General features: G+C 68.2%; 19 protein-coding genes and 1 tRNA gene. 6 read left to right on the top strand and 14 right to left on the bottom strand.

All coding sequences use genetic code 11. From position 1 onward, the window contains the following. Nucleotides 1-124: 124 nt before the first annotated feature. From rpsA to FRZ32_RS14355, 3 genes are all read right to left on the bottom strand, one after another. Nucleotides 125-1,831 (bottom strand): 30S ribosomal protein S1, encoded by a 1,707-nt coding sequence (rpsA, locus tag FRZ32_RS14365; protein WP_147044149.1) that lies wholly within the window; start codon nt 1,829-1,831, stop codon nt 125-127. Between the two features lie 271 nt (nt 1,832-2,102). After that, the gene (locus tag FRZ32_RS14360; protein WP_147044148.1) at nt 2,103-3,176 is read right to left on the bottom strand and encodes a S1C family serine protease; all 1,074 of its coding nucleotides are present in this window, start codon (nt 3,174-3,176) and stop codon (nt 2,103-2,105) included. Continuing rightward, nucleotides 3,173-4,927 (bottom strand): chloride channel protein, encoded by a 1,755-nt coding sequence (locus tag FRZ32_RS14355; protein WP_147044147.1) that lies wholly within the window; start codon nt 4,925-4,927, stop codon nt 3,173-3,175. Before FRZ32_RS14355 ends, FRZ32_RS14360 begins: the two co-directional genes overlap by 4 nt. A gap of 15 nt (nt 4,928-4,942) precedes the next feature. Between FRZ32_RS14355 and FRZ32_RS14350 the strand changes: the two genes are divergently transcribed. Then, the gene (locus FRZ32_RS14350) at nt 4,943-6,184 is read left to right on the top strand and encodes an aspartyl/asparaginyl beta-hydroxylase domain-containing protein (RefSeq protein ID WP_158635952.1); all 1,242 of its coding nucleotides are present in this window, start codon (nt 4,943-4,945) and stop codon (nt 6,182-6,184) included. Here the strand turns inward: FRZ32_RS14350 and cmk are convergent. Together cmk and aroA are read right to left on the bottom strand one after the other, a co-directional pair. Beyond that, a complete protein-coding gene (cmk, locus tag FRZ32_RS14345; RefSeq protein WP_147044145.1) occupies nt 6,171-6,800 on the bottom strand; it encodes a (d)CMP kinase in 630 nt (209 codons plus the stop codon). The two genes, FRZ32_RS14350 and cmk, sit on opposite strands and share 14 nt — an antisense overlap. Then, entirely contained in the window at nt 6,797-8,122 is a 1,326-nt protein-coding gene (gene aroA, locus FRZ32_RS14340; protein WP_147044144.1) for a 3-phosphoshikimate 1-carboxyvinyltransferase, read from the bottom strand. Before aroA ends, cmk begins: the two co-directional genes overlap by 4 nt. Before the next feature lie 111 nt (nt 8,123-8,233). Between aroA and FRZ32_RS14335 the strand changes: the two genes are divergently transcribed. Further along, a complete protein-coding gene (locus FRZ32_RS14335; RefSeq protein WP_147044143.1) occupies nt 8,234-8,560 on the top strand; it encodes a TIGR02300 family protein in 327 nt (108 codons plus the stop codon). An 80-nt stretch (nt 8,561-8,640) separates the two neighbouring features. After that, nucleotides 8,641-8,716 (top strand) — tRNA-Ala (locus tag FRZ32_RS14330). Between the two features lie 66 nt (nt 8,717-8,782). Here the strand turns inward: FRZ32_RS14330 and FRZ32_RS14325 are convergent. The 7 genes from FRZ32_RS14325 to FRZ32_RS14295 all read right to left on the bottom strand — a co-directional run bounded on the left by FRZ32_RS14325 (nt 8,783) and on the right by FRZ32_RS14295 (nt 15,352). Next, nucleotides 8,783-9,712, bottom strand: a complete 930-nt coding sequence (locus FRZ32_RS14325; protein ID WP_147044142.1) for an alpha/beta hydrolase — start codon at nt 9,710-9,712, stop codon at nt 8,783-8,785. Next, nucleotides 9,709-10,716 carry a glycoside hydrolase family 43 protein gene (locus FRZ32_RS14320; RefSeq protein WP_243445313.1) on the bottom strand — a complete coding sequence of 336 codons (1,008 nt, stop codon included), beginning with the start codon at nt 10,714-10,716 and terminating at the stop codon, nt 9,709-9,711. The genes FRZ32_RS14325 and FRZ32_RS14320 overlap by 4 nt, the downstream gene beginning before the upstream one ends. 129 nt (nt 10,717-10,845) lie before the next feature. Beyond that, on the bottom strand, nt 10,846-12,006 hold the full coding sequence (locus FRZ32_RS14315) for a winged helix-turn-helix domain-containing protein (protein WP_192901896.1): 1,161 nt from the start codon (nt 12,004-12,006) through the stop codon (nt 10,846-10,848). After that, nucleotides 12,003-12,308, bottom strand: coding sequence for a transcriptional regulator (locus tag FRZ32_RS14310; RefSeq protein ID WP_147044505.1), 306 nt, complete (start codon nt 12,306-12,308; stop codon nt 12,003-12,005). Before FRZ32_RS14310 ends, FRZ32_RS14315 begins: the two co-directional genes overlap by 4 nt. Next, entirely contained in the window at nt 12,305-12,754 is a 450-nt protein-coding gene (locus FRZ32_RS14305; protein WP_147044140.1) for a hypothetical protein, read from the bottom strand. The genes FRZ32_RS14310 and FRZ32_RS14305 overlap by 4 nt, the downstream gene beginning before the upstream one ends. A gap of 58 nt (nt 12,755-12,812) precedes the next feature. Continuing rightward, nucleotides 12,813-13,373 (bottom strand): hypothetical protein, encoded by a 561-nt coding sequence (locus FRZ32_RS14300; protein WP_147044139.1) that lies wholly within the window; start codon nt 13,371-13,373, stop codon nt 12,813-12,815. A gap of 209 nt (nt 13,374-13,582) precedes the next feature. Then, the gene (locus FRZ32_RS14295; protein WP_158635951.1) at nt 13,583-15,352 is read right to left on the bottom strand and encodes a YadA-like family protein; all 1,770 of its coding nucleotides are present in this window, start codon (nt 15,350-15,352) and stop codon (nt 13,583-13,585) included. A gap of 292 nt (nt 15,353-15,644) precedes the next feature. Here FRZ32_RS14295 and FRZ32_RS15360 point away from each other — a divergent pair, with 292 nt between their 5' ends. Beyond that, entirely contained in the window at nt 15,645-15,809 is a 165-nt protein-coding gene (locus FRZ32_RS15360) for a hypothetical protein (RefSeq protein WP_158635950.1), read from the top strand. 15 nt (nt 15,810-15,824) lie between these two features. Here the strand turns inward: FRZ32_RS15360 and FRZ32_RS14290 are convergent, their stop codons facing one another. After that, complete coding sequence (locus tag FRZ32_RS14290; protein WP_147044137.1) at nt 15,825-17,162, bottom strand: acyl-[ACP]--phospholipid O-acyltransferase; 1,338 nt, start codon at nt 17,160-17,162, stop codon at nt 15,825-15,827. A 169-nt stretch (nt 17,163-17,331) separates the two neighbouring features. On the opposite strand from FRZ32_RS14290, the gene pgsA reads away from it, so the two are divergent. After that, complete coding sequence (pgsA, locus tag FRZ32_RS14285) at nt 17,332-17,895, top strand: CDP-diacylglycerol--glycerol-3-phosphate 3-phosphatidyltransferase (protein WP_147044136.1); 564 nt, start codon at nt 17,332-17,334, stop codon at nt 17,893-17,895. A gap of 34 nt (nt 17,896-17,929) precedes the next feature. Here the strand turns inward: pgsA and FRZ32_RS14280 are convergent, their stop codons facing one another. Beyond that, nucleotides 17,930-18,832 carry a hydrogen peroxide-inducible genes activator gene (locus FRZ32_RS14280; protein ID WP_147044135.1) on the bottom strand — a complete coding sequence of 301 codons (903 nt, stop codon included), beginning with the start codon at nt 18,830-18,832 and terminating at the stop codon, nt 17,930-17,932. 117 nt (nt 18,833-18,949) lie between these two features. On the opposite strand from FRZ32_RS14280, the gene FRZ32_RS14275 reads away from it, so the two are divergent. Then, the gene (locus tag FRZ32_RS14275; protein ID WP_147044134.1) at nt 18,950-19,492 is read left to right on the top strand and encodes a peroxiredoxin; all 543 of its coding nucleotides are present in this window, start codon (nt 18,950-18,952) and stop codon (nt 19,490-19,492) included. Nucleotides 19,493-19,612: the final 120 nt, after the last annotated feature.

Below are 19,612 nucleotides of genomic sequence, written 5' to 3'. Positions count from 1 at the left end.
TCGCACTGAAAACCGCAAAATGCAACAATGCCGTTGCCGAATTTCCGTGCAATTCAAACGGACTAGGGCTGGCAGGAGGAAAAAAGCGGGCTTTCGTGAGACGAAAGCCCGCTTTTCCGTAACGTTAGCCCTGCTTCTGCTTCAGCGCTTCACCGAGGATGTCACCCAGGCTCGCACCCGAATCGGACGAACCGTACTGTGCGACAGCCTGCTTCTCCTCGGCGATCTGCAGCGCCTTCACGGAGAAATTGGGCTTCTTCGAACGATCGAAGCCGATCACCATGGCGTCCAGCTTCTGGCCGGTCTGGAAGCGCTCCGGACGCTGCTCGTCGCGGTCGCGACCAAGGTCGCCGCGCTTGATGAAGCCGGTGGCCCCATCCTCGCCGACCTGGACGTCGAGGCCGCCGTCGGTGACGGCGAGCACGGTGACGGTGACCACGTCGTTCTTCGACAGGCCGCCGGCGCCGGCGGACCCGCCCTTGGCGACGCCGCCGCGCTCAAGCTGCTTCATGCCGAGGCTGATGCGCTCCTTCTCGACATCGACGTCGAGGACGACCGCCTTCACCATCTCGCCCTTGCGGTGGAGATTGAGTGCTTCCTCGCCCGAAACGCCCCAGGCGATGTCGGACATGTGGACCATGCCGTCCACGTCGCCGGGCAGGCCGATGAACAGGCCGAACTCGGTCGCGTTCTTGACCTCGCCCTCGACTTCGGTGCCGACCGGATGCTGCTCGGCAAAGGCGCCCCACGGATTCGCCTGGGCCTGCTTGAGGCCGAGGCTGATCCGCCGCTTTTCCTCATCCACCTCAAGCACCGCGACGTCCACCTCCTGCGAGGTCGACACGATCTTGCCCGGATGGACGTTCTTCTTGGTCCAGCTCATCTCGGACACATGGACGAGGCCCTCGATGCCGGGCTCAAGCTCGACGAACGCGCCATATTCCGTGATGTTGGTCACGCGGCCCTTGAACACGCCGCCGACCGGATATTTGGCGGCCGCGCCTTCCCACGGATCGCTTTCGAGCTGCTTCATGCCGAGGCTGATGCGCTGCGTGTCGCGGTTGATGCGGATGATCTGCACCTTCACCGTGTCGCCGATGTTCAGCACCTCGCTCGGGTGGCCGACGCGCTTGTAGCTGATGTCGGTGACATGGAGCAGGCCGTCGATGCCGCCGAGATCCACGAACGCGCCGTAATCGGTGATGTTCTTGACCACGCCATCGACCACCTGGCCCTCGGCGAGGCTCTGGATGAGGCCGGAACGCTGCTCGGCGCGCGTCTCTTCGAGAATGGCGCGGCGCGAGACGACGATATTGCCACGGCGGCGGTCCATCTTGAGGATCTGGAACGGCTGCGGGAGGTCCATCAGCGGGGTGACGTCGCGGACCGGGCGGATGTCGACCTGGCTGCCGGGCAGGAAGGCGACGGCGCCGCCGAGGTCGACGGTGAAGCCGCCCTTGACGCGGCCAAAGATCACGCCTTCGACGCGGTTGCCGGCGCTATATTCGCCCTCGAGCTTGTCCCAGGCGGCCTCGCGACGGGCGCGGTCGCGGCTCAGCATCGCTTCGCCGTTCACATTCTCGATGCGGTCGACATAGACTTCGACGACATCGCCGACGGAGATTTCCGGCTTCTGGCCCGGCGCCGCGAACTCGCGCAGCGGCACGCGGCCTTCGCTCTTGAGGCCGACGTCGATGACGGCCATGTCGTTTTCAATACCGGTGACGGTGCCCTGGACGACGCGGCCTTCGAAGCTTTCGTTCTCGCCGCCGAGCGATTCGTTGAGGAGCGCCGCGAAATCGTCGCGGGTCGGGTTTGCCGTGGTGGCCATGAGGATGGATATTCCTTCGTTTTGACGTTTGCCGGCCTGGGGGTTGTCTCCCCCGGTCTTTTCAACCAGCATGCCCTTGCGGCCCCATGCCGCCCGGGCGTCCTTCGAACCGTAAAGCCGGGCCAGCCGGATAAGGCAAAAGAGCGCGCCGGGGCGCGGCCCATCGCCCCGCCCGAACGCGCTGCTTATCCTGGCTGCCGCGAGCGCTTTCCTGCCCGTCGGACGGCGGCGCATATAGTGGATGCGCGCGGGCGGGGCAAGCGGGCGAGGATCAGCGGCTCCGCATGGTAATGCTGATGCGATCGGCGCGGCGCATGACATCGAGCGTGACGACGTCCCCGGCGCCGTCGAGCGCGCGCGAAAGCTCGGTCGCATTCGCGACCGGCGTGCCGCCGGCGGTGAAGATCACGTCGCCCGCCAGCAGGCCGGCCCGCGCGGCGGCGGAGCCGGGGGCGATCAGCGCGATCATCGCGCCCTGCTGCCGATCGGTGCCGATCCGCGCGGCCAGGGCGGGCGAAAGATCCTGGGCGACGAAGCCGAAATCATTGGCGGCGGCTGAGTCGCTGCGCAGAAGAGCGCTGTAGACGCGGCTCAGCGTTCCGGCGGGAAGCAGCAATGCGGGATCCGCGCCGCTGCCGGCGCCGCCGAGGCCCACGATGCCGATGACCTGCCCGTTGCGATCCAGCGCCGGCGCGCCTGCGAAGGCGGGATCGGGGGTTGGGCGCAGCTGGACAAAGGCGCGCGGGCCGGGGCGGCCGCTGGCGAAATCTGCGCTCACCATCAGCGGATCGGCGATGCAGCCATGGGCCTCCGGAGCTACGAGCGCGACGGCCTGGGTGCCGACGGGCGCCAGGGCGGACTCGGCCAAGGCGAGCGCGGGAAAGCCCGACCCATCGACCTTGAGCAGTGCGACTCCGGAGAGAGGATCGTCGGCGACGCGTCGCGCGCCGAGGCTGCGCCCGTCATCGAGCAGCACGCGCAGCGGCGCCGTTCCGGCCACCGCCTGCCCGCTTGCAAGGATATAGCCTTCGGCCGAAACGATGAAGCCGGTCGCGCGCGGCGGGGGAGCGGCGGTGCCTCCGCCGGATGCCGCGCCGTCCTGGCCCCACGCCCCGCGGTCGATCGCGACGATGGCAGGGCAGGCGGCGGCGATCATGTCCGCCATGTCGCCCCCGGCGAGCGGCGCGCGCGGCGCGGTCACGGCGTTCACCGCCGGCGCGACCACCTTCTGTTCGACCCGGGCGACCCGCGGCGAGAGATTGCCGCCGACGAGCGCGGCGCCAAGCGCCACCGCGATCGCGACGAGGCCGATGCTGAATGCGCGCAGGGTCGTGCCGCCGGTCATTTCGATTCCCGCGCCTCGCCGAACAGCTCGCGCTGGCTCTTCTCGAGCTCCTCGGCATAGCGGCGGCGGACATATTTCTCGGAGACGAGGCCAAGCACCGCGCCCTCGGGATCGACGACGACCATCTCGTCCGCGCTCAAATCCTCGAACCGGCGCATGATCGCGGCCACGTCCTCGTCCGGCCGCAGCGTCTGATCCGCGAGGATGGCGAGCGTGCGGACAGGCGCGGAAGGATCGGCGGACGCGGCGAAGGCAAGGGGCGTCGGCACGATTCCGGCATAATGACCGGAGCCGTCGGTGAGGATGATGCGGCCGGCCGATCCGAGCGGGAAGCGGTGGCGGAAATCGGCGATCGTGATGTCGGCATCGACCATCGGCGTTTCCCGGCGCATCATCCGTCCGGCCGTCAGGCTGCGCATCCAGCCGATGTCGCGCGCGCTGCGGATCGTCTCGCCGCGCGTGTGGAGCCGCCAGGTCGAGAAGGAGAAGCCGAACGTCTCGCGCACCAAGGTGCTGGCGCACAGCGCGGCCGCGATGGCGACCGCGGTCAGCGCGAAATCATGGGTCGATTCGAGGACCAGCATCGACATCGTCATCGGACCGCCGACCACGGCCACCGCCATCGCCGCCATGCCGACGAGCGCGGCGTCTACCGGATCGATCGGCGGCGCGCCGGGCAGAGCGGCGAGGATCAGCGCGAACATTTGCCCCGCCAGCGACCCGAGGAAGAGGGAGGCGAAGAACATGCCGCCGCGAAAGCCGAAGCCGAGCGAGATGGCCGAGGCGGCGATCTTGAGGAAAAAGATGCCGGCAAGCGTGCCCAGCCCCAGCGGCACGGCAAGATCGAGATGGAGCGCGCCGTGGCCGGCCGAGAGCGTCTGCGGCGAAAGGAGCGCGAGGGGCATCAGCAGGATGCCGCCGGCCACCGGACGCCACCGATCGGGGATCGGCAGCCGTCGCACATTGGTTTCGAGCGCGGTGATCGCCTGCATGAGGATGATCGCCGCGAGCGCGCAGGCGAAGCCGAGCGCGGCGTAGAAAAGATAGTCGGTGGTCTCGATCGCATGGCCGCTCGGCAGAGCGATGAGATAGGGCGCGGCGCCGGCGGAGCGGATCATCACCGCGGCGGCGATGCAGGCGGCGGCGACTGGCGCGATCGCGGCCGGCGTATAGGCGCCGATGACGATCTCGAACGCGTAGAAGGCGCCGGTCAAGGGCGCGCTGAACGCAGCACCCACGGCGGCCCCGGCGCCGGCGCCGACGAGCGTTCGAAGGTCGTTGCGGCGCAGCTTCAGCCACTGGCCGGCGATCGACGCGACGCCGCCGCCCATCTGCGCATAGGCGGCCTCAAGGCCGACGGAGGCGCCGGCGCCGTTGGAAACCAGGGTCTGGGCGGAGACGACCAGACTGTCCCTGGCCGGGATGACGCCGCCATGCAGCGCGTTCGCCTCGACGACGTCGATCGGCGCTCGCTGGCGGCCGCGCGTCGCATAGGAGATCCCCGCAAGGACGAGGCCGCCAAGCGGCAAGGCCAGGAGACGCAGCGGATCGACGGCGGTCACGGCGCTCAGCCGATCGATCGCGGCGCCGTAGAGCAGCCGCTGCACCAGATGGGCGAGACCGCCCTGGATCAGGGTCAGCAGCCCCGCCGCAAGCCCGACCGCGACCGCAAGCGCGATCAGCGCGACCTCGCTGGAGCGCAGGCGACGCCGTTGATGGCGCAGGATCGACGCGAACTTGGTCGGGGTCATGAATATGCTCGAACTTTGCGGGCTTCCGTAGCGACCGGCCCGGCGGTCGTCCACCTGCGGGGTTCCGATGGAAAATGGCTGGAGGCGTTCGCCCGGCTTTCCTACAAGCGGGTGATGTCGCTGACCCAACAGGACGCGCAATCGCTGTTTCACCGCGCCATCGCCGATTTGGGCGCTGGGCGGCTGGACGAGGCACGGAGAGCCGCCGACACGCTGGCCGCGAGCAATTTCGCCAATGCCCATGTCTGGCTGCTACAGGCCACGACGTGCCGCGCGCAATCCGACGCCGCCGCTGAAGAAGCCGCGCTCGACCGGTTGCTCGCCGCCGAGCCGAGATCGGTGCGTGGGCTGGTGATGAAAGGCGATTGCCGTGCGGCGGCCGGGGATGAACGTGCCGCGGCCGGCTATTATCGCGCCGCGGTGATGATCGGTGGGGAGGGGCAGCCCCCGCCCGCGCTCCAGGACCTGCGCCGGGCTGAAGCGGCGCTCGCTCAGTTCAAGGCACGTTATACGGAGCGGCTGGAGGCTTCGCTTGCCGCGCAGGGACTGGGCCCGAACAACCGGAGCGCGCGGTTCCAGCAGTCGCTCGATATCGCCGCCGGGCGCAAGCAGGTCTATTTCCAGGAGCCGACGGGCTATTTCTTTCCTGAGCTGCCGCAGATCCAGTTCTACGAGCGGGAGGTCTTTGCCTGGGCGGGGGCGATCGAGGCGGCGACCGACGCCATCCGCCGGGAGATCCTCGCCTATCGTACGAAGGGCGACACAGGCTTCCGGCCCTATATCCAGGGCGGGGTGAACGAGCCGCGGATCGACGAGAACCCGCTGCTCGACAATGTCGACTGGAGCACCCTGTTCCTGTGCGAGAATGGCGCGATCGCCGAGGATGTCGTCGCGCGCTGCCCGCGCACCTGGGCGGCCGTCCAGGCGGCGCCGTTGCCGCGGGTGGACGGCGCCGGGCCGACCGTGATGTTCTCGCTCCTGCGCCCCGGCGCGCGGATCAATCCGCATACCGGCGTCTTCAATGCACGGCTGACCTGCCACCTGCCACTGATCGTGCCGCCGAACTGCCATTTCCGCGTCGGCAACGAGACCCGCCAGTGGGAAGTCGGCAAGCTGATGGTCTTCGACGACACGATCGAACATGAGGCCTGGAACGGCAGCGGCGAGGACCGGATCGTGCTGATCTTCGACATCTGGCGGCCGGAGCTCAGCGAGCGCGAGCGGCGCGAGATCGCCGCCGTCCTCAGCTTCCGCTAGCGAGCCGCGCCTCGACCGCCGCAATCGCCGCGGCGATGGCCTGCTCCACATCCATGTCGCTCGTGTCGAGCAGGATAGCGTCCTCGGCCTGGCGAAGCGGCGCCGCGCCCCGGCCGGTGTCGCGCGCGTCGCGGGCGCGGATGTCGGCGAGCACCTCGGCGAGATGCACGTTGCGGCCTGCGCGCCGAAGCTCGGCGAGGCGGCGCGAGGCGCGCACCTCGGGCCGGGCGGTGACGAACAGCTTGGCTTCGGCCTGCGGCGCGATCACGGTGCCGATGTCGCGCCCGTCCAGCACGGCGCCGCCGGGCTGCGCGGCGAAGCGCGTCTGTCGCTCCAGCAACGCCGCCCGGACCAGCGGATAGGCCGAGATTCGCGAGGCGACTCCGCCGACCGCCTCGCTCCTCAGCTCCGGATCGTCGGCGTCGATCTGTTCGATATGGGCCGCGCGCGCAGCGGCAAACTCGCTATCGGGATCGCCGCCCATTTCGAGCAGATTGAGCGCGGTGGCGCGGTAGAGGAGGCCGGTGTCGAGATGCGGCAGGCCGAAATGCCGGGCGAGCGCGCGGGCGATCGTGCCCTTGCCGCTGGCGGCGGGGCCATCGACGGCGATGATCATGCCGCCGCCTTTTCGAGCAGCGAGTCGAGCGTCGCCTCGAAGGCCGGAAAGCTGGTTTCGACCGGGCTCATATCGTCGATCGCGATCGCCTTGCGTGCATGGAGGCCGGCGATCGCGAAGCTCATCGCGATCCGATGATCGAGCCGAGCCGAAATCTCGCCGCCGCCGGAGAGGGGCTCGCCGCCGCTGCCATGGACGACGAGGCCGTCCTCGCCCTCCTCGACACGCACGCCGATCGCCGCCAGCCCCTCGGCCATCGCGGCGAGCCGGTCCGATTCCTTGACGCGAAGCTCCGCGAGGCCGGTGGTCCGCGTGGTCCCCTCGGCAAAGGCGGCGGCGACGAAGAGGATCGGGAATTCGTCGATCATGTCGGCGGCGGCCTCGGGCGGAAGATCGACGCCGCGCAGCGCCGCATGGCGCACGCGCAGGTCCGCGACCGGTTCGCCCGAAAGCTCGCGCGGATTTTCGAAAGCGATGTCGGCGCCCATGGCCTTCAGCGCGTCGTAAAGGCCCGTGCGGCGCGGGTTGATGCCCACATCGGCGATGGTGACGTCCGATCCGGGGACGATCGAGGCGGCGACCGCGAGAAAGGCGGCGGCGGAAGGATCGCCGGGCACGATCACATGCTGCGGCCTGAGTTCCGCCTCGCCGCGGATCCGGATCGCCGGACCGTCGCGCTCGATCTCCGCGCCGAACAGCGACAGCATCCGCTCGCTATGGTCGCGCGTCGGCGCCGGCTCGATCACCTCGGTGACGCCGGGGGTGTTGAGCCCGGCGAGCAGCAGCGCGGATTTGACCTGGGCGGAAGCGACCTCCATCCGGTGGCTTTGCGGCAGGGCAGGGACGATACCCTCGACGATGGCGGGCAGCCGTCCGCCCTCGCTCGTCTCGATCCGCGCGCCGATCCGCCTGAGCGGCACGGCCACGCGATTCATCGGCCGGCGGCTCAGCGAGGCATCGCCGACGAAGGTCGCGCGGATCGGATGACTGGCGACGAGGCCCATGAGCAGGCGCGTCGAGGTGCCCGAATTGCCCATGTCGAGCGCCGCTTCGGGCTGGAGGAGGGAGCCGACGCCAGCGCCGGAGACCGTCCATGCGCCGTCCGGCCCGCGCTCGATCCGAGCGCCCATTGCGCGCATTGCCGCCGCCGTCGAGGCGACGTCGCCGCCGTCCGACAGGCCCTCGATCCGGCTTTCGCCGACCGCGAGCGCTGAGAACATGATCGCGCGATGCGAGATGCTCTTGTCGCCGGGCACGCGCACTGTCCCGCGCAGTGAACCGCGCGGCGCGAAGGTCCGCCGAAGAGCCGCCGATGCCGTCATGCGCTTGGCTTTTGACAGCGCGCACCCCATGTGGCAAGGCGCGCGCCGATCGGGCCGATCGCCTTCGTGGCCGCGCCTGCCTTTTCACGTCGTTACGGAGATTTTTCACCCATGGTGAAGCCTGAGTGGGGCACCAAGCGGACCTGCCCCAAATGCGGAACCCGCTTCTACGATCTCGGCAAGGACGATCCGGTCCACTGCATCAACTGCAATGTGGCCTGGCAGCCCGAGCCGGTGCTGAAATCCAAGCAGCCGCTGCCGTTCGAGCAGCAGAAGCCGGAGCGCGAGGTGGAGAAGGAGGATAGCGATCTCGCGTCCGACGATCTCGATCTCGAGGTCGACGAGGAAGCCGAGGAGAATCCGGACGACGAGGTCGATCTCGGCGGCGACGACGATATCGGCGTGCCGGGCGCCGGCGACGACGAGGAAGAAAGCTAAGTCAGGCTTGCGTCGGGGCGGCGCCTTGCGTAAAGGCGCCCTCCACATTCCGCCGGTCGCCCAGGCCGCGCGAAGGGTTCGGGGCCGTAGCTCAGCTGGGAGAGCGTCGCAATGGCATTGCGAAGGTCAGGGGTTCGATCCCCCTCGGCTCCACCAACCTGTTTCTCCAGGACCGGCTGAAGCCGGAGACTGCCCGTAGAAGCAAGGCTTTGGCCGCCCGGCTCATCCGGCCGGCCGCGCCCAGTGGTGCATCGTCAGCCAGCGCATGAAGGCATCGAACCAGCCGGTGCTGGTCGTCTCCTTGTCGTACATTCCGAAGCCGTGGCCGCCTTGTTCGTAGAGGTGGAACTCGACCGGCCGGTGCGCGGCGCGCCAGTTGCGGACCAGATCGAAGCCGCTTTCGCCGAACAAAGGGTCGTCCGAGGCGAGCGCGACGAACATCGGCGGCGCATCATCGGGCACCGTCAGCGGCAGCAGCGGCCCGTAGATGTAGCCGATGAAGGCCGGGCGGGCATCATCGACGGTCAGCGTCGTCGCCATCGTCAGCATCGCGCCGGCGGAAAAGCCGATCATTCCGATCCGCCGAGGATCGACATGCCATTCGGCCGCCCGGGTGCGGACGAGCGCGAAGGCGGCGCGGGCGTCGGCGGTCTGGGGGCCGAGGTTCGCCATCGCGGATTCGGGGGTCATCCGCGGCGGCCCGGCGGCGCCGGAGAACATTTCGCGCATCGACCGCTCGAATCCCGGCATGTCGGGCGGCGTCTGGTTCAGGCGGTATTTGAGGACGAATGCGGCGATGCCGCGGGCGGCCAGCGCGCGCGCGACCTCCCACCCTTCATTCGACATCGACAGGGTGCGAAAGCCCCCGCCTGGCGCGACGATCACCGCGGTGCCTGTGGCATGGGCGGGATCGGGGAGGAATGGCGTCAGGGTGGCGACGGTCACGTTGCGTGTGAATTCGCTGCCATATTGCCGATACCAGCTTTCGGGGGTGCTGGCCCCTGGGAGCGGACCGGTGTCGAGCGTGATCGCGCCAGGCTGCGCCGGTGCGTCGATCGGGGTCATCGCATCGTTCTGCGCCCGCGCCGGCCCGCCAAGCGCGAGCAAGCCGAGCGTCGCCAGCGCCGCGAGGCGCAGTGCTGTTCGTTTCATCTTATGTCTCCTCGATGCGTGTCGGCGTCGCCCGTGGCATGCGGCCGGCCGGTGACGCCCGCATCGGTCTGGACGACCGGCCGCATCGTGCCGTCGGGGTTGAAGGCGAGATATTCGACGGTGACCGAGCGCCGGCCGAGCGCGCCATGCTGGCTGCCGATGGTGAGCGCGGCATTGTGCAGGAAGAGGTAGGTCCGCCCGCGAAAGTCGGCGATTCCGGGATGGATGGTGAAGCTGTCGCGGGCCGATCCGGTCAGTTCGCCGCGATAGGTCCAGGGGCCGGTAATGGCCGGCGCGGTCGCATAGGAGACATGCTCGTCGCGCTGCGTCGAACGGTCGAGCGAGGCGTAGACGAGATAGTAAAGACTGCCCCGGCGGTAGAGCCAGGGGCCTTCCTCGAAATGCCGCGGCGTGATCTCCATGATCGGCCCGTCGATTTCGGTCATGTTGGGCTTGAGCCGGGCGAGGTAGCAGTTGCGGTTGCCCCACGCGATCCACGTCGTGCCGTCCACGTCGGTGAGCACGGTGGGGTCGATATCCTCCCAGCTGTGGGTGCCCCTGGGAGTCATCTCGTTGGTGATCAGCGCCGATCCGCGCGCATCGACGAAGGGCCCGGTCGGGCTGTCGGAAACGGCGACGCCGATCGCCTTGCCGGGATGGGTCGCGTCATGCTCGACCGCGGCATAGAACCAGAAACGGCCGTTTCGCTCGATCACCTGGGAAGCCCAGGCATCGCGGATCGCCCAGCGGAAATCGGTGGCGCGCATGATCGCCCCGTGCGCCGTCCAGTGGCGCATGTCGGTGGTCGAATAAGCGAGCCATTCGCGCATATTGAACATTTCGCCATCGTCCGCCTCGTCGTGGCCGACATAGAGGTAGAGCCGGTCACCGATGACGAGCGGCGCGGGATCGGCAGTGAAACGATCACGGATGATCGGGTTTGAGCCCGGGGCGGGCCCGGCCGAGGGCTGGCCGGAGGAACCGGCGGCGACGGCAAAGGCCAAAGCCGGGATCGCCGCGCGACCAAAGCGCCGAAGCTGAGTCGTTCCGATCAGACGTTCATCCTCCCCGGCGCTGTTAGCGCTATCATTGCACTGGTGAGGCCGCTCGCCAAGAGGGGCGCGCGGCTTATGTCACAAGGCGGGCGGATCGAGCTCCAGCCAGCGTGCCATCCCGGCCAGCTCGGCCCCAAGGCGCGCGCGCGTGTCGACAGGCGCACCCGGCTCGAGATGCAGGCTGCGGACGAGCAGGCGCCCGGCCTGGCGGTCGGCCTTGAGGTCGACGCGGGCGACAAGCGCGCCGTCCATCAGGAAGGGGAGCACGTAATAGCCGTGGGTGCGCTTGTCGGCCGGGACGTAGATCTCGATCCGATAATGGAAACCGAAGAGTCGCTCCGTGCGCCCGCGCTCCCAGATCAGCGGATCGAAGGGGACGAGCAGGGCCTGGCCGTCGATCCGGCGCGGCGCGCGCGCTTCGGCATGGAGGAAGGCGGGCTGGCGCCACCCCTCGACCCGGGCGGGGAGCAGCTCGCCCGCCTCGACCAGCGCCTCGATCGCGCCTTTCGCCTCGTCGGGCTTCAACCGGAAATAATCGCGCAGGTCGGCCGCGGTGGCGATGCCGTGGGCGCGGGCGGCGCGGGCGATGAGCCGGCGCTGCGCCTCGGCCGGATCGGGCGTCGGCAGATCGAGAATCGCTGGCGGGATCACTCGCTCGGCAAGATCGTAGACGCGCTCGAAGCTGCCGCGCCGGGTGGCGGTGGTGATGCGCCCGGCCCAGAAGAGCCATTCCAGCGCCCGCTTGGTCTCGCCCCATTCCCACCAGCCGCTGCGGCTCTTGCCATGCTCGAAGTCGGAGGCGGCGAGCGGGCCTTCCGCGCGGATGCGATCGAGGATCGCCTCGGCGGCGCCGCGCTTCTCGCCGGCGAAGACGCGCAAATGCCCCCAGCCGATCTCCCCCCGCTCGGCGCGGGCCATCCGCCAGCGCAGCAGCGGGTGTAGATCCAGCGGGAGGAGCGAGGCCTCATGCGCCCAATATTCGAACAGGCGGCGCTGGCGCTTCGGCCCCCAGGCGGCGCGGTCGATCAGGCCGCGATCATAGCTGCCGAGCCGGGAGAAAGCGGGGAGATAATGCGCGCGGGCGAGAACGTTGACGCTGTCGATCTGATGCAGGGCGATCCGATCGAGCGTCCGGCCGAGCGGCGCCCAACTGGTGACCGCGCGCCGCGGCAACCCGAATCCCTGCGCGGCGAGTGCGATCCGCCGCGCGGCCTTGAGGCTCAGCGTCGCGGGTGTCACTCGGCGGCCACGCCGGCCTGCGCAGCGAGCCTGGCGAGCGCGGCCATATGGCCGGCAAAGGCCGTGCGACCGGCAGCGGTGAGCGCGAGCCAGGTGCGCTGGCGCTGGGCGGCCACGGCCTTGCGGACCTTCACATAGCCGGCCTCTTCGAGCTGCTTCACATGCTTTGAGAGGACCGATTCGCTGACCCCCGTCTCGTCGCGGACGAGCGCGAACTCGGCCTCGTCGGTCGCCGACAGGATCGCGCAGACGCGCAGCCGCAACGGCGCATGGATCAGCTCGTCGAAGCCGCCGAGGCTCATCGTTCCCCACCCGTCAGCTCGGCGCGCCAGGCGCGGTCCCAGAGGCTGCTGCCCAGCGCCGCGATCGGGACGGTGACGAGCCCGAACGCGATCGGCGCCCACCACCATCCGAGACCGGTCCTGAGCGCGAGGCCGCCGACCATGAACAGGACGAGCAGGAAGGCAAGGGAGATCGCGATCGTGCGCGTGCGGCCGGGGCGATAGCCGTTCAGCGAAATCCCGGCGCGATCCGACCAGGCTCGATAGAGCAGGCCCAAACCGAGTACCGAGCCACCGACGACGAGCATGCCCCATGGCTGCGGCGATCCGCCGCCGGCGACCAGCGCACCGCACAGCAGGCCGTAGATCGGCGCGTACCAGGCGGGGGAGGGGTTGCGCGCCGCGATCCGTTCCCTGGCGCGGTGGACGATCTCGATGGCTTCGCGCGGGTCGACTGTCTCGGTCATGGCTCCTCACTTTCCGAGTCGGAAAGTAGCTTCACTTTCCATCTTGTCAAGTGACGCGTCAGAAGCGCAGGCGCCCGGCCAGCACGAGCCGCGAGCGATAGGTGGCGTCGATCGCGCGATCGGTGTCGTACCAGCGAAGTTCGGCCGAGAGATTGCGGGCCACGGAGAGCGTGAGGCCGGCATTATAGGCAACATAATCCGGCCCGCCGCCACGGGTGCGCCGGGCGATCGCGCCATCGATCGAGAGCGGGCCGTGGAGATGAAGCGCCGCGCCCGCCTCGATCAACAGCGAGTTGCGGGTCGGCCCGAGATCGTCCGGGCTCCACAAGGCGGTGAAGCGGGCGCGGATCGGGCCGATCGCGCGCCCGACGGTCATCGCGGTCTCCAGCGCGCGCGAATCCCGGGCCGCGCTCGCCCCGGTGTTCACCCTGGCGGCCACAGTGGCGGAGAGATCGAAGCCCGCGAGGGTCTGCTGCATGCCGACCGAAAGCGCGGCCTCGCCATCGGCGTCGGCGAGGGTGACGTTCTTGAGATAGCCGGCGATCACGACGTCGCCGATCCGCAGGCTGGGCCGCACCACGATCTGGGGCCCCGACGTCTGCCGCAAACCCTTCGACATGCCTTGGCCCGCAAGGACGATCTCAAGAGCCGGATCGAAGGGTGGAAGGGCAGCCGGCATGGATGGCATTTCGATGACGTCGACGGCTGCGGTGTGACAGACCGGCCTTGCACCTGGCAATGGCGCATGTGGGACGGGAGGGAGTTTTCGTGTGGGGGCGTTGCCTCCCTCCCGGCCCTCCGCCTCGCCAAAGGCGGATATCGCTGAGATCAGAATTGCAGGCCGATCCCGGCATTGGCCCCGGCGCGGCCGCGGGTGTCGACGCTGGCGCCGGCCCGGACGACGGCGCGGCCGCTGCGGGTCCGGGCGGACAGGCCGAGCGCGAAGGCGGTCTGCCCGCCGAACGTGCCGATCCCCATGCCGACCATGCCGCGCCCGGCGTCGGCCGCCTGGGGCAGCGCCGCGGCGGCGAGCGCCCCGGCAATGCCGCCATAGGAGTCGCGGCGAAGCGTGACCAAGTCCTGCCCGAGCGCGTCGATCCTGAGATCGGTGTAGCTCTGGGCCTGATTGACCGCGGCCTGCAGGCCCGCATTGACCTGGCCGACATTGGTGGCGTCGGTGTCCGCCATACCGGCCGCGACATTGTGCAGCCCGACGGGGCCGTCGCCGGCGCCAACGAGGGTCACGTCGTCGCTGACCGTGCCGCCGTTCGATGTCGTGGGCGTCGCCGCATCAGAATATTGAACCGGCGAGACGGTGCTGCCGCTGATATTGTTCATGATATTGGTGATGGCGGTGCTGTTGTCGGTGACGCGTGCGTCGAGAGCGGCAATGTCGGCGACATTCTGAACCACGACCTGGTTGGTGGCGAAAAGCTGGTTGCCGTTGACCGCATCGGTGGAGCCGGCCGCAACGATGCCGTCGCGGACATTGTGCAAACCCACCGGTCCGCCACTGGCGCCGGCCAGCACCGCCTCGTCCGTCACCGTCCCGTCATTGGCGATGGTCGGCGTTCCGGCATCGGCATAGCGGACGGGGCCTGGCGCCACGCTCCCGCCGCCGCTCGACATGTTGCTGTTCACCAGCGTCGTGAGATTGGCGATCGCATTGGTGTTGCTTGCCACCTGCGTGCCGAGCGCGGCGACGGTCTGGTTGGTCGCGTCGAGCTGCGCGCCGTTCACCGCTTCGCGCGAATCCGCAGCGATCCGGCCGGCGGCGACATTATCGATGACGGTCCCGCCGGTGCCGGCGAGGGAGACCCGGTCGCGGGCGGGACCGTCATACTGGAGCGCACGCGCCCCAAGCTGCGAAACATTGTCGGCGACGCCCTGAAGCTGGGCGACGTTCACGGCGTCGGTCGGTGCCGAGCCCGCCGCGACATTGGTGATCTGCCGCTCCGCGCCGAGTGCGCCGACCGAGAATTCGCCGGCCGACAGCTGCGGATCGGGGAGGCCGACGGCGGCATAAGCGAGTTGCGGCCCGCGCGAGGCGACGGAACCCGTGCCGATGGCGACGCTGTTGGCCGCATCCACCTGGGCGCCCGTGCCGATCGCGACCGCGCCGGTGGCGGCACCGCCGGTGGTCGCGCCATTGCCGAAGGCGATGGAATTGATTTCGCCGGCGTTCGCCGAAGCGCCATTGGCGCCGAGGCCGGTGATCCGGTTGCCGCCGATCGCGATGCCCCCTTCATCGGTGAGACTGAGCGAATCGGCCTGACTGTTGCAGCCCATGGAAGGATCGACCGTGTTGCCGTCCGTATCGACGGCCTGGAGGCCGATCGGCGCACCCGACGCTGCACTCGAGAGCAGGCCTGCGACATTGGTGTCGAGCGGCGGCAACGCCTGGCCGACGATCGGGATGATCTGGACGATGCCGAGGATCGAGTTCACCCGGTCCTCGACCGGCGCGACGATGCCGTTCGCGACGGGGCCGAGAATATCGGTCACCGCCGAGCGCGGCAGGCGCAGCCCCGAACAGGCGTTGACGACAGGCGTCGAAGCCTGAGCCTGTGCAGAACCTGCGACGAAAATATTCGACATCGCAAGCAAAGCGCAACCGTACATCCACCTCCGACCGGAGAAGATCGTATTATGTTTTAGAATAGTCATCTGCCTCTCCAGAATTCGTCGACACGAGTTCGTGAAACCGATGGCTATTTTCTGGGGAAGCGGTTAATTATGATTTATGGATAAGAATGTATCGTGTTCAGTTTGAACGATATTTCATCCGTTTTGGATGAGGGCGAGGGGTGGGGGGAGCCGTCCCTGAGCGGGACGGGCCGGACGATGAGGCGACTTGCGCCTCATGGTGAATCAATCGTTAATCCATGCCATGAGTCGACTCGCTCCGATAATGGTGCGGCAAATTGCGCTGGCGTCCTCGCCCGCGTTCGGGTCGACCGCGCCGGCCGCGCCGCCCCGCTGGCAGGAAGACCTGCGGCTGTTCCTGACCGGCTGGGTCGGGGGCCTGATCTTCTTCTGGACGCTGCTGAGCTGAACCGCGGGCCGGCCGTCAGACGGTCGGCGGCAGACCTTCCTCGTCCGCGCACCGGCCATCGTCGCACGCCCGATGGAGCAGCCAGCCGAGCCAGGCCGAGATCACGCACATCGCGGCCGCGAGCAACAGCTGGTTCGCGGCGTCGACCCCCAGGAATGACAGGCCGCCGGCGAGGATCGATCCGCCCACCATCGCGCCCGAATTGACGATATTGTTGGCCGCGACGGTGCGCGCCGCCTGCGATTTCGGCACGGTCGTGGTGAGGAAGGCATAGAGCGGCACGACGAACATGCCGCCGGTGATCGAAATGCCGAGCAGGGCGCCGATCATCGGCAGGACGCCGCGGTGATTGAAGAAATCCCCGATCGTGTAGAGCGTGCCCTCCGGCGCGGGCTGCCAGTGCGCCGCGACAAAGTGGAAGGCAGCGACGAACAGCCCCATGCCGATCACCGACGGGGCCGAATAGCGGGCGGAGACCTCGCCCTTCAGAAGGCGGTTCACCAGCACCGATCCGATGGCGACGCCGACCGAGAAGATGGCGAGGAAGAGGCTGGCGATCTGCCGGTCGGCGGTCAGCACGTTCTTCACCAGCGGCGGGAACTGGATGAAGAGGACGGCGCCGATCGTCCAGAAGAAGCTGATCGCCACCACCGCGAGGAAGAGCCGGCGGATATGCATCGTCGCCGCGACAAGCCGGATCGACGAGCGAACGACGTTGAGATCGATCTTGTGCCCTTGTTCGATCGCGGGGGCGGGGGGCACCTGCCGCCCGGTCGCGTAGCCGATCGCCGCGACCCCGATGACGAGCGCCGCCGCGGCCTCGACCGGGATGATGCCGGCGAGCAGCGTCCCGAAAAGGATCGCCACATAGGTGCCGGCTTCGACCAGCCCGGTCCCGCCGAGCACCTCGTCCGAATGAAGATGCTGGGGAAGGATCGCATATTTGATCGGGCCGAAGAAGGTCGAATGGATGCCCATCGCGAACAGGGCAAGGAGCATCAGCGGGATCGCCAACGCACCCACCGCGATCCCCTGCCAGGCAAGGAGCAGACCGGCTGCGCCGACGATCATGATCAATATTTCGCAGAATTTGATGATCCGGATCATCCACGCCTTGTCGCGGGCGTCGGCGAGCTGGCCGGACAGAGCCGAAAGCAGGAAGAAGGGAACAATGAAGATCGCGGTGGTCAGCGCGCTGAACCAGAATTCCGATCGTTCGTCATTATAGACCTGATAGACGACGAACAGGACCATCGCGTTCTTGAACAGATTGTCGTTGAACGCGCCGAGAAGCTGGGTCGCGAAGAGGGGCAGGAAGCGCCTGGTTCGCAGGAGATGCAGCGAATCGGTCATCGCCGATCCTGGTTCACGCACGCGGGCAAAAGCCGGCCCCCGGGCAGCGATCGGTATCCAGACATCCTCAAACTTTCGCTCCCCGTCACCGGTCATAGGGGGTGGCACGCGCTGTGTGCAACCCCCGCCTCTCCCAATCCGCCGGCTTTGGCGCTAAGCGCTGTGACGAATGCTCACGCTTCCGAACCTGCTCACGCTTTCGCGGATCCTTGCGGTCCCGATCCTGGTCTTTCTGCTCTGGCAGCCGGGCTGGGCGGGCTATGCGGTCACCTTCGCGCTCTATTGCCTTGTCGGGATCACCGATTATTTCGACGGCTATGTGGCCCGCGCGCGCGGCACGGTCTCGCGCCTGGGCCAGTTCCTCGATCCGATCGCCGACAAGATCATGGTCGCCGCGGTGATCCTCATGCTCGTGTCGACCCGCGACAGCAGCCCGCCGGTGATCCACGGCGTGCATATCATTCCCGCGCTGGTGATCCTGCTGCGCGAGATCATGGTGTCGGGCCTGCGCGAATATCTCGCCGGGCTGCGCGTCTCGGTTCCGGTCAGCCAGCTCGCGAAGTGGAAGACGACGATCCAGATCGTCGCGCTCGGCGCGCTCATCCTCGCCGGCGCACTCACGCAATGGCCGTGGATCCACCAGATCGGCCTCGGTTGCCTGTGGCTGGCCGCGGGGCTGACGCTCATCACCGGCTGGGATTATCTGCGGGTCGGCCTCAAGCATATGGATTGAGGCGCGGCGCGGCGCGACCCCGGGAAGGCGGCAACTAGGCCGCGGCCTTCAGCGCATCGGCGAGCAGCCGGAACTCCTTCTCGCGCGGGCTGCCCTTGCGCCACACCAGCGCGATCTTGCGGACCGGGTGATCCGCGTCGAGCCGGCGCGCGACCACGCGCGTGCCGGCAAGGATGCCCGCCTCGACCGCCATTTCCGGGATGAGCGTGATGCCAAGGCCGTTGTCCACCATCTGGACGAGCGTGTGCAGCGAGGTGCCGAGGATCGAGGCTTCGGCGCGAAGCTCGGGCCGGTTGCAGGCGGAGAGGGCATGGTCCTTCAGGCAGTGGCCGTCCTCGAGCAGCAGCAGGCTGTCTTCGTCGATCGCCGTCGCCGGCACGCATTCGGGAAGCTCGGCCGCCGGTCCGGGCGGAAAGGCGACGAGCAGGGCATCGTCGAACAGGTCCGCAACCTCCACGTCACCGCAGGCATAGGGAAGCGCGAGCAGCACGCAATCGAGCTTGCCGCGGTGCAGCGCGTCGCAGGCCGCCTGGCTCGTCTCCTCGCGCAGATAGAGCCTGAGGTCGGGCCATTGCTCGCGCAGCCGCGGCAGCAGGGTAGGCAGAAGGAAGGGTGCGATCGTCGGGATCACGCCCATCCTGAGCTCGCCCGCGAGCGGCTTGCCGGCGGCGCGGACCATATCGGTCAGATCCTCCGTTTCGCGAAGGATACGCTGGGCCTTTTCGGCGACGCGGATGCCGAGCGGCGTGAACCGCACGACGCGTCGCGTCCGCTCCACCAGGGTCACGCCGATCAAGGTCTCCAGCTCCTTGATGCCGGCAGACAGCGTCGACTGGGTGACGAAACAGGCGTCGGCGGCGCGGCCGAAATGGCCCTCCGTGCGGAGGGCGACGAGATATTGGAGCTGCTTCAGCGTGGGAAGATAGGTCGCGGACATTGTTATCGGCTCGATCGATCAATGCGTATGATTTAATCCATTTGCACGATGAAAACCAGCTTCCTACGTGCAGCGCACCATTTTTGCCGCAACGCACAAAGAGGAGAATGCGACACCATGTTGACCGTCGGCGACAAGCTTCCGGAATTGACCCTTCCCGTCCAGCAGGGAACCTCGGCGCTCCCCGCGGGCGAGACGATCGACCTCGCTGACACCGGCGGCAAGTGGAAGATCCTGTTCTACTGGCCCAAGGATTTCACCTTCGTCTGCCCGACCGAGATCGTCGGCTATGGCGAGCTCAAGGGCGACTTCGCCGATCGTGATGCGGTGCTGATCGGCGCCTCGACCGATACGGCGCACGTCCATTTCGCCTGGCGCCGGTCGGACCCGCAGCTCGCCGAGGCGGACTTCCCGTGGATCGCAGACAACAAGAAGGAGCTCGCGAGCGCGCTCGGCATTCTCGATGCCGAAGAGGGCGTCGCTTTCCGCGCGACCTTCATCGTCGATCCCGACAACATCATCCAGCATGTGATGGTGAACGGCCTGAATGTCGGCCGCAACCCGGCGGAGACGCTGCGCGTGCTCGACGCGCTGCAGACCGACGAGCTGTGCCCGTGCAACTGGACCACTGGCCAGGAGGTCCTGCGCCCCGCGGCGTAAGCCCCCCCCCCCACGCCCCGAACAGGGCGCGGACCTCTTGCTGGGGCGCGGCACCACGGGCGCCGCGCCCCATTTCTTTGACCCATATTCCAGCGACTGGAATCCGCCGGGAGCCGCGCC

Source organism: Sphingosinicella ginsenosidimutans (genome assembly GCF_007995055.1).
Classification (GTDB): Bacteria; Pseudomonadota; Alphaproteobacteria; order Sphingomonadales; family Sphingomonadaceae; genus Allosphingosinicella; species Allosphingosinicella ginsenosidimutans.
The sequence above is the reverse complement of the archived record's forward strand: the minus strand, read 5'-3'. Positions and strand labels throughout refer to the sequence as shown.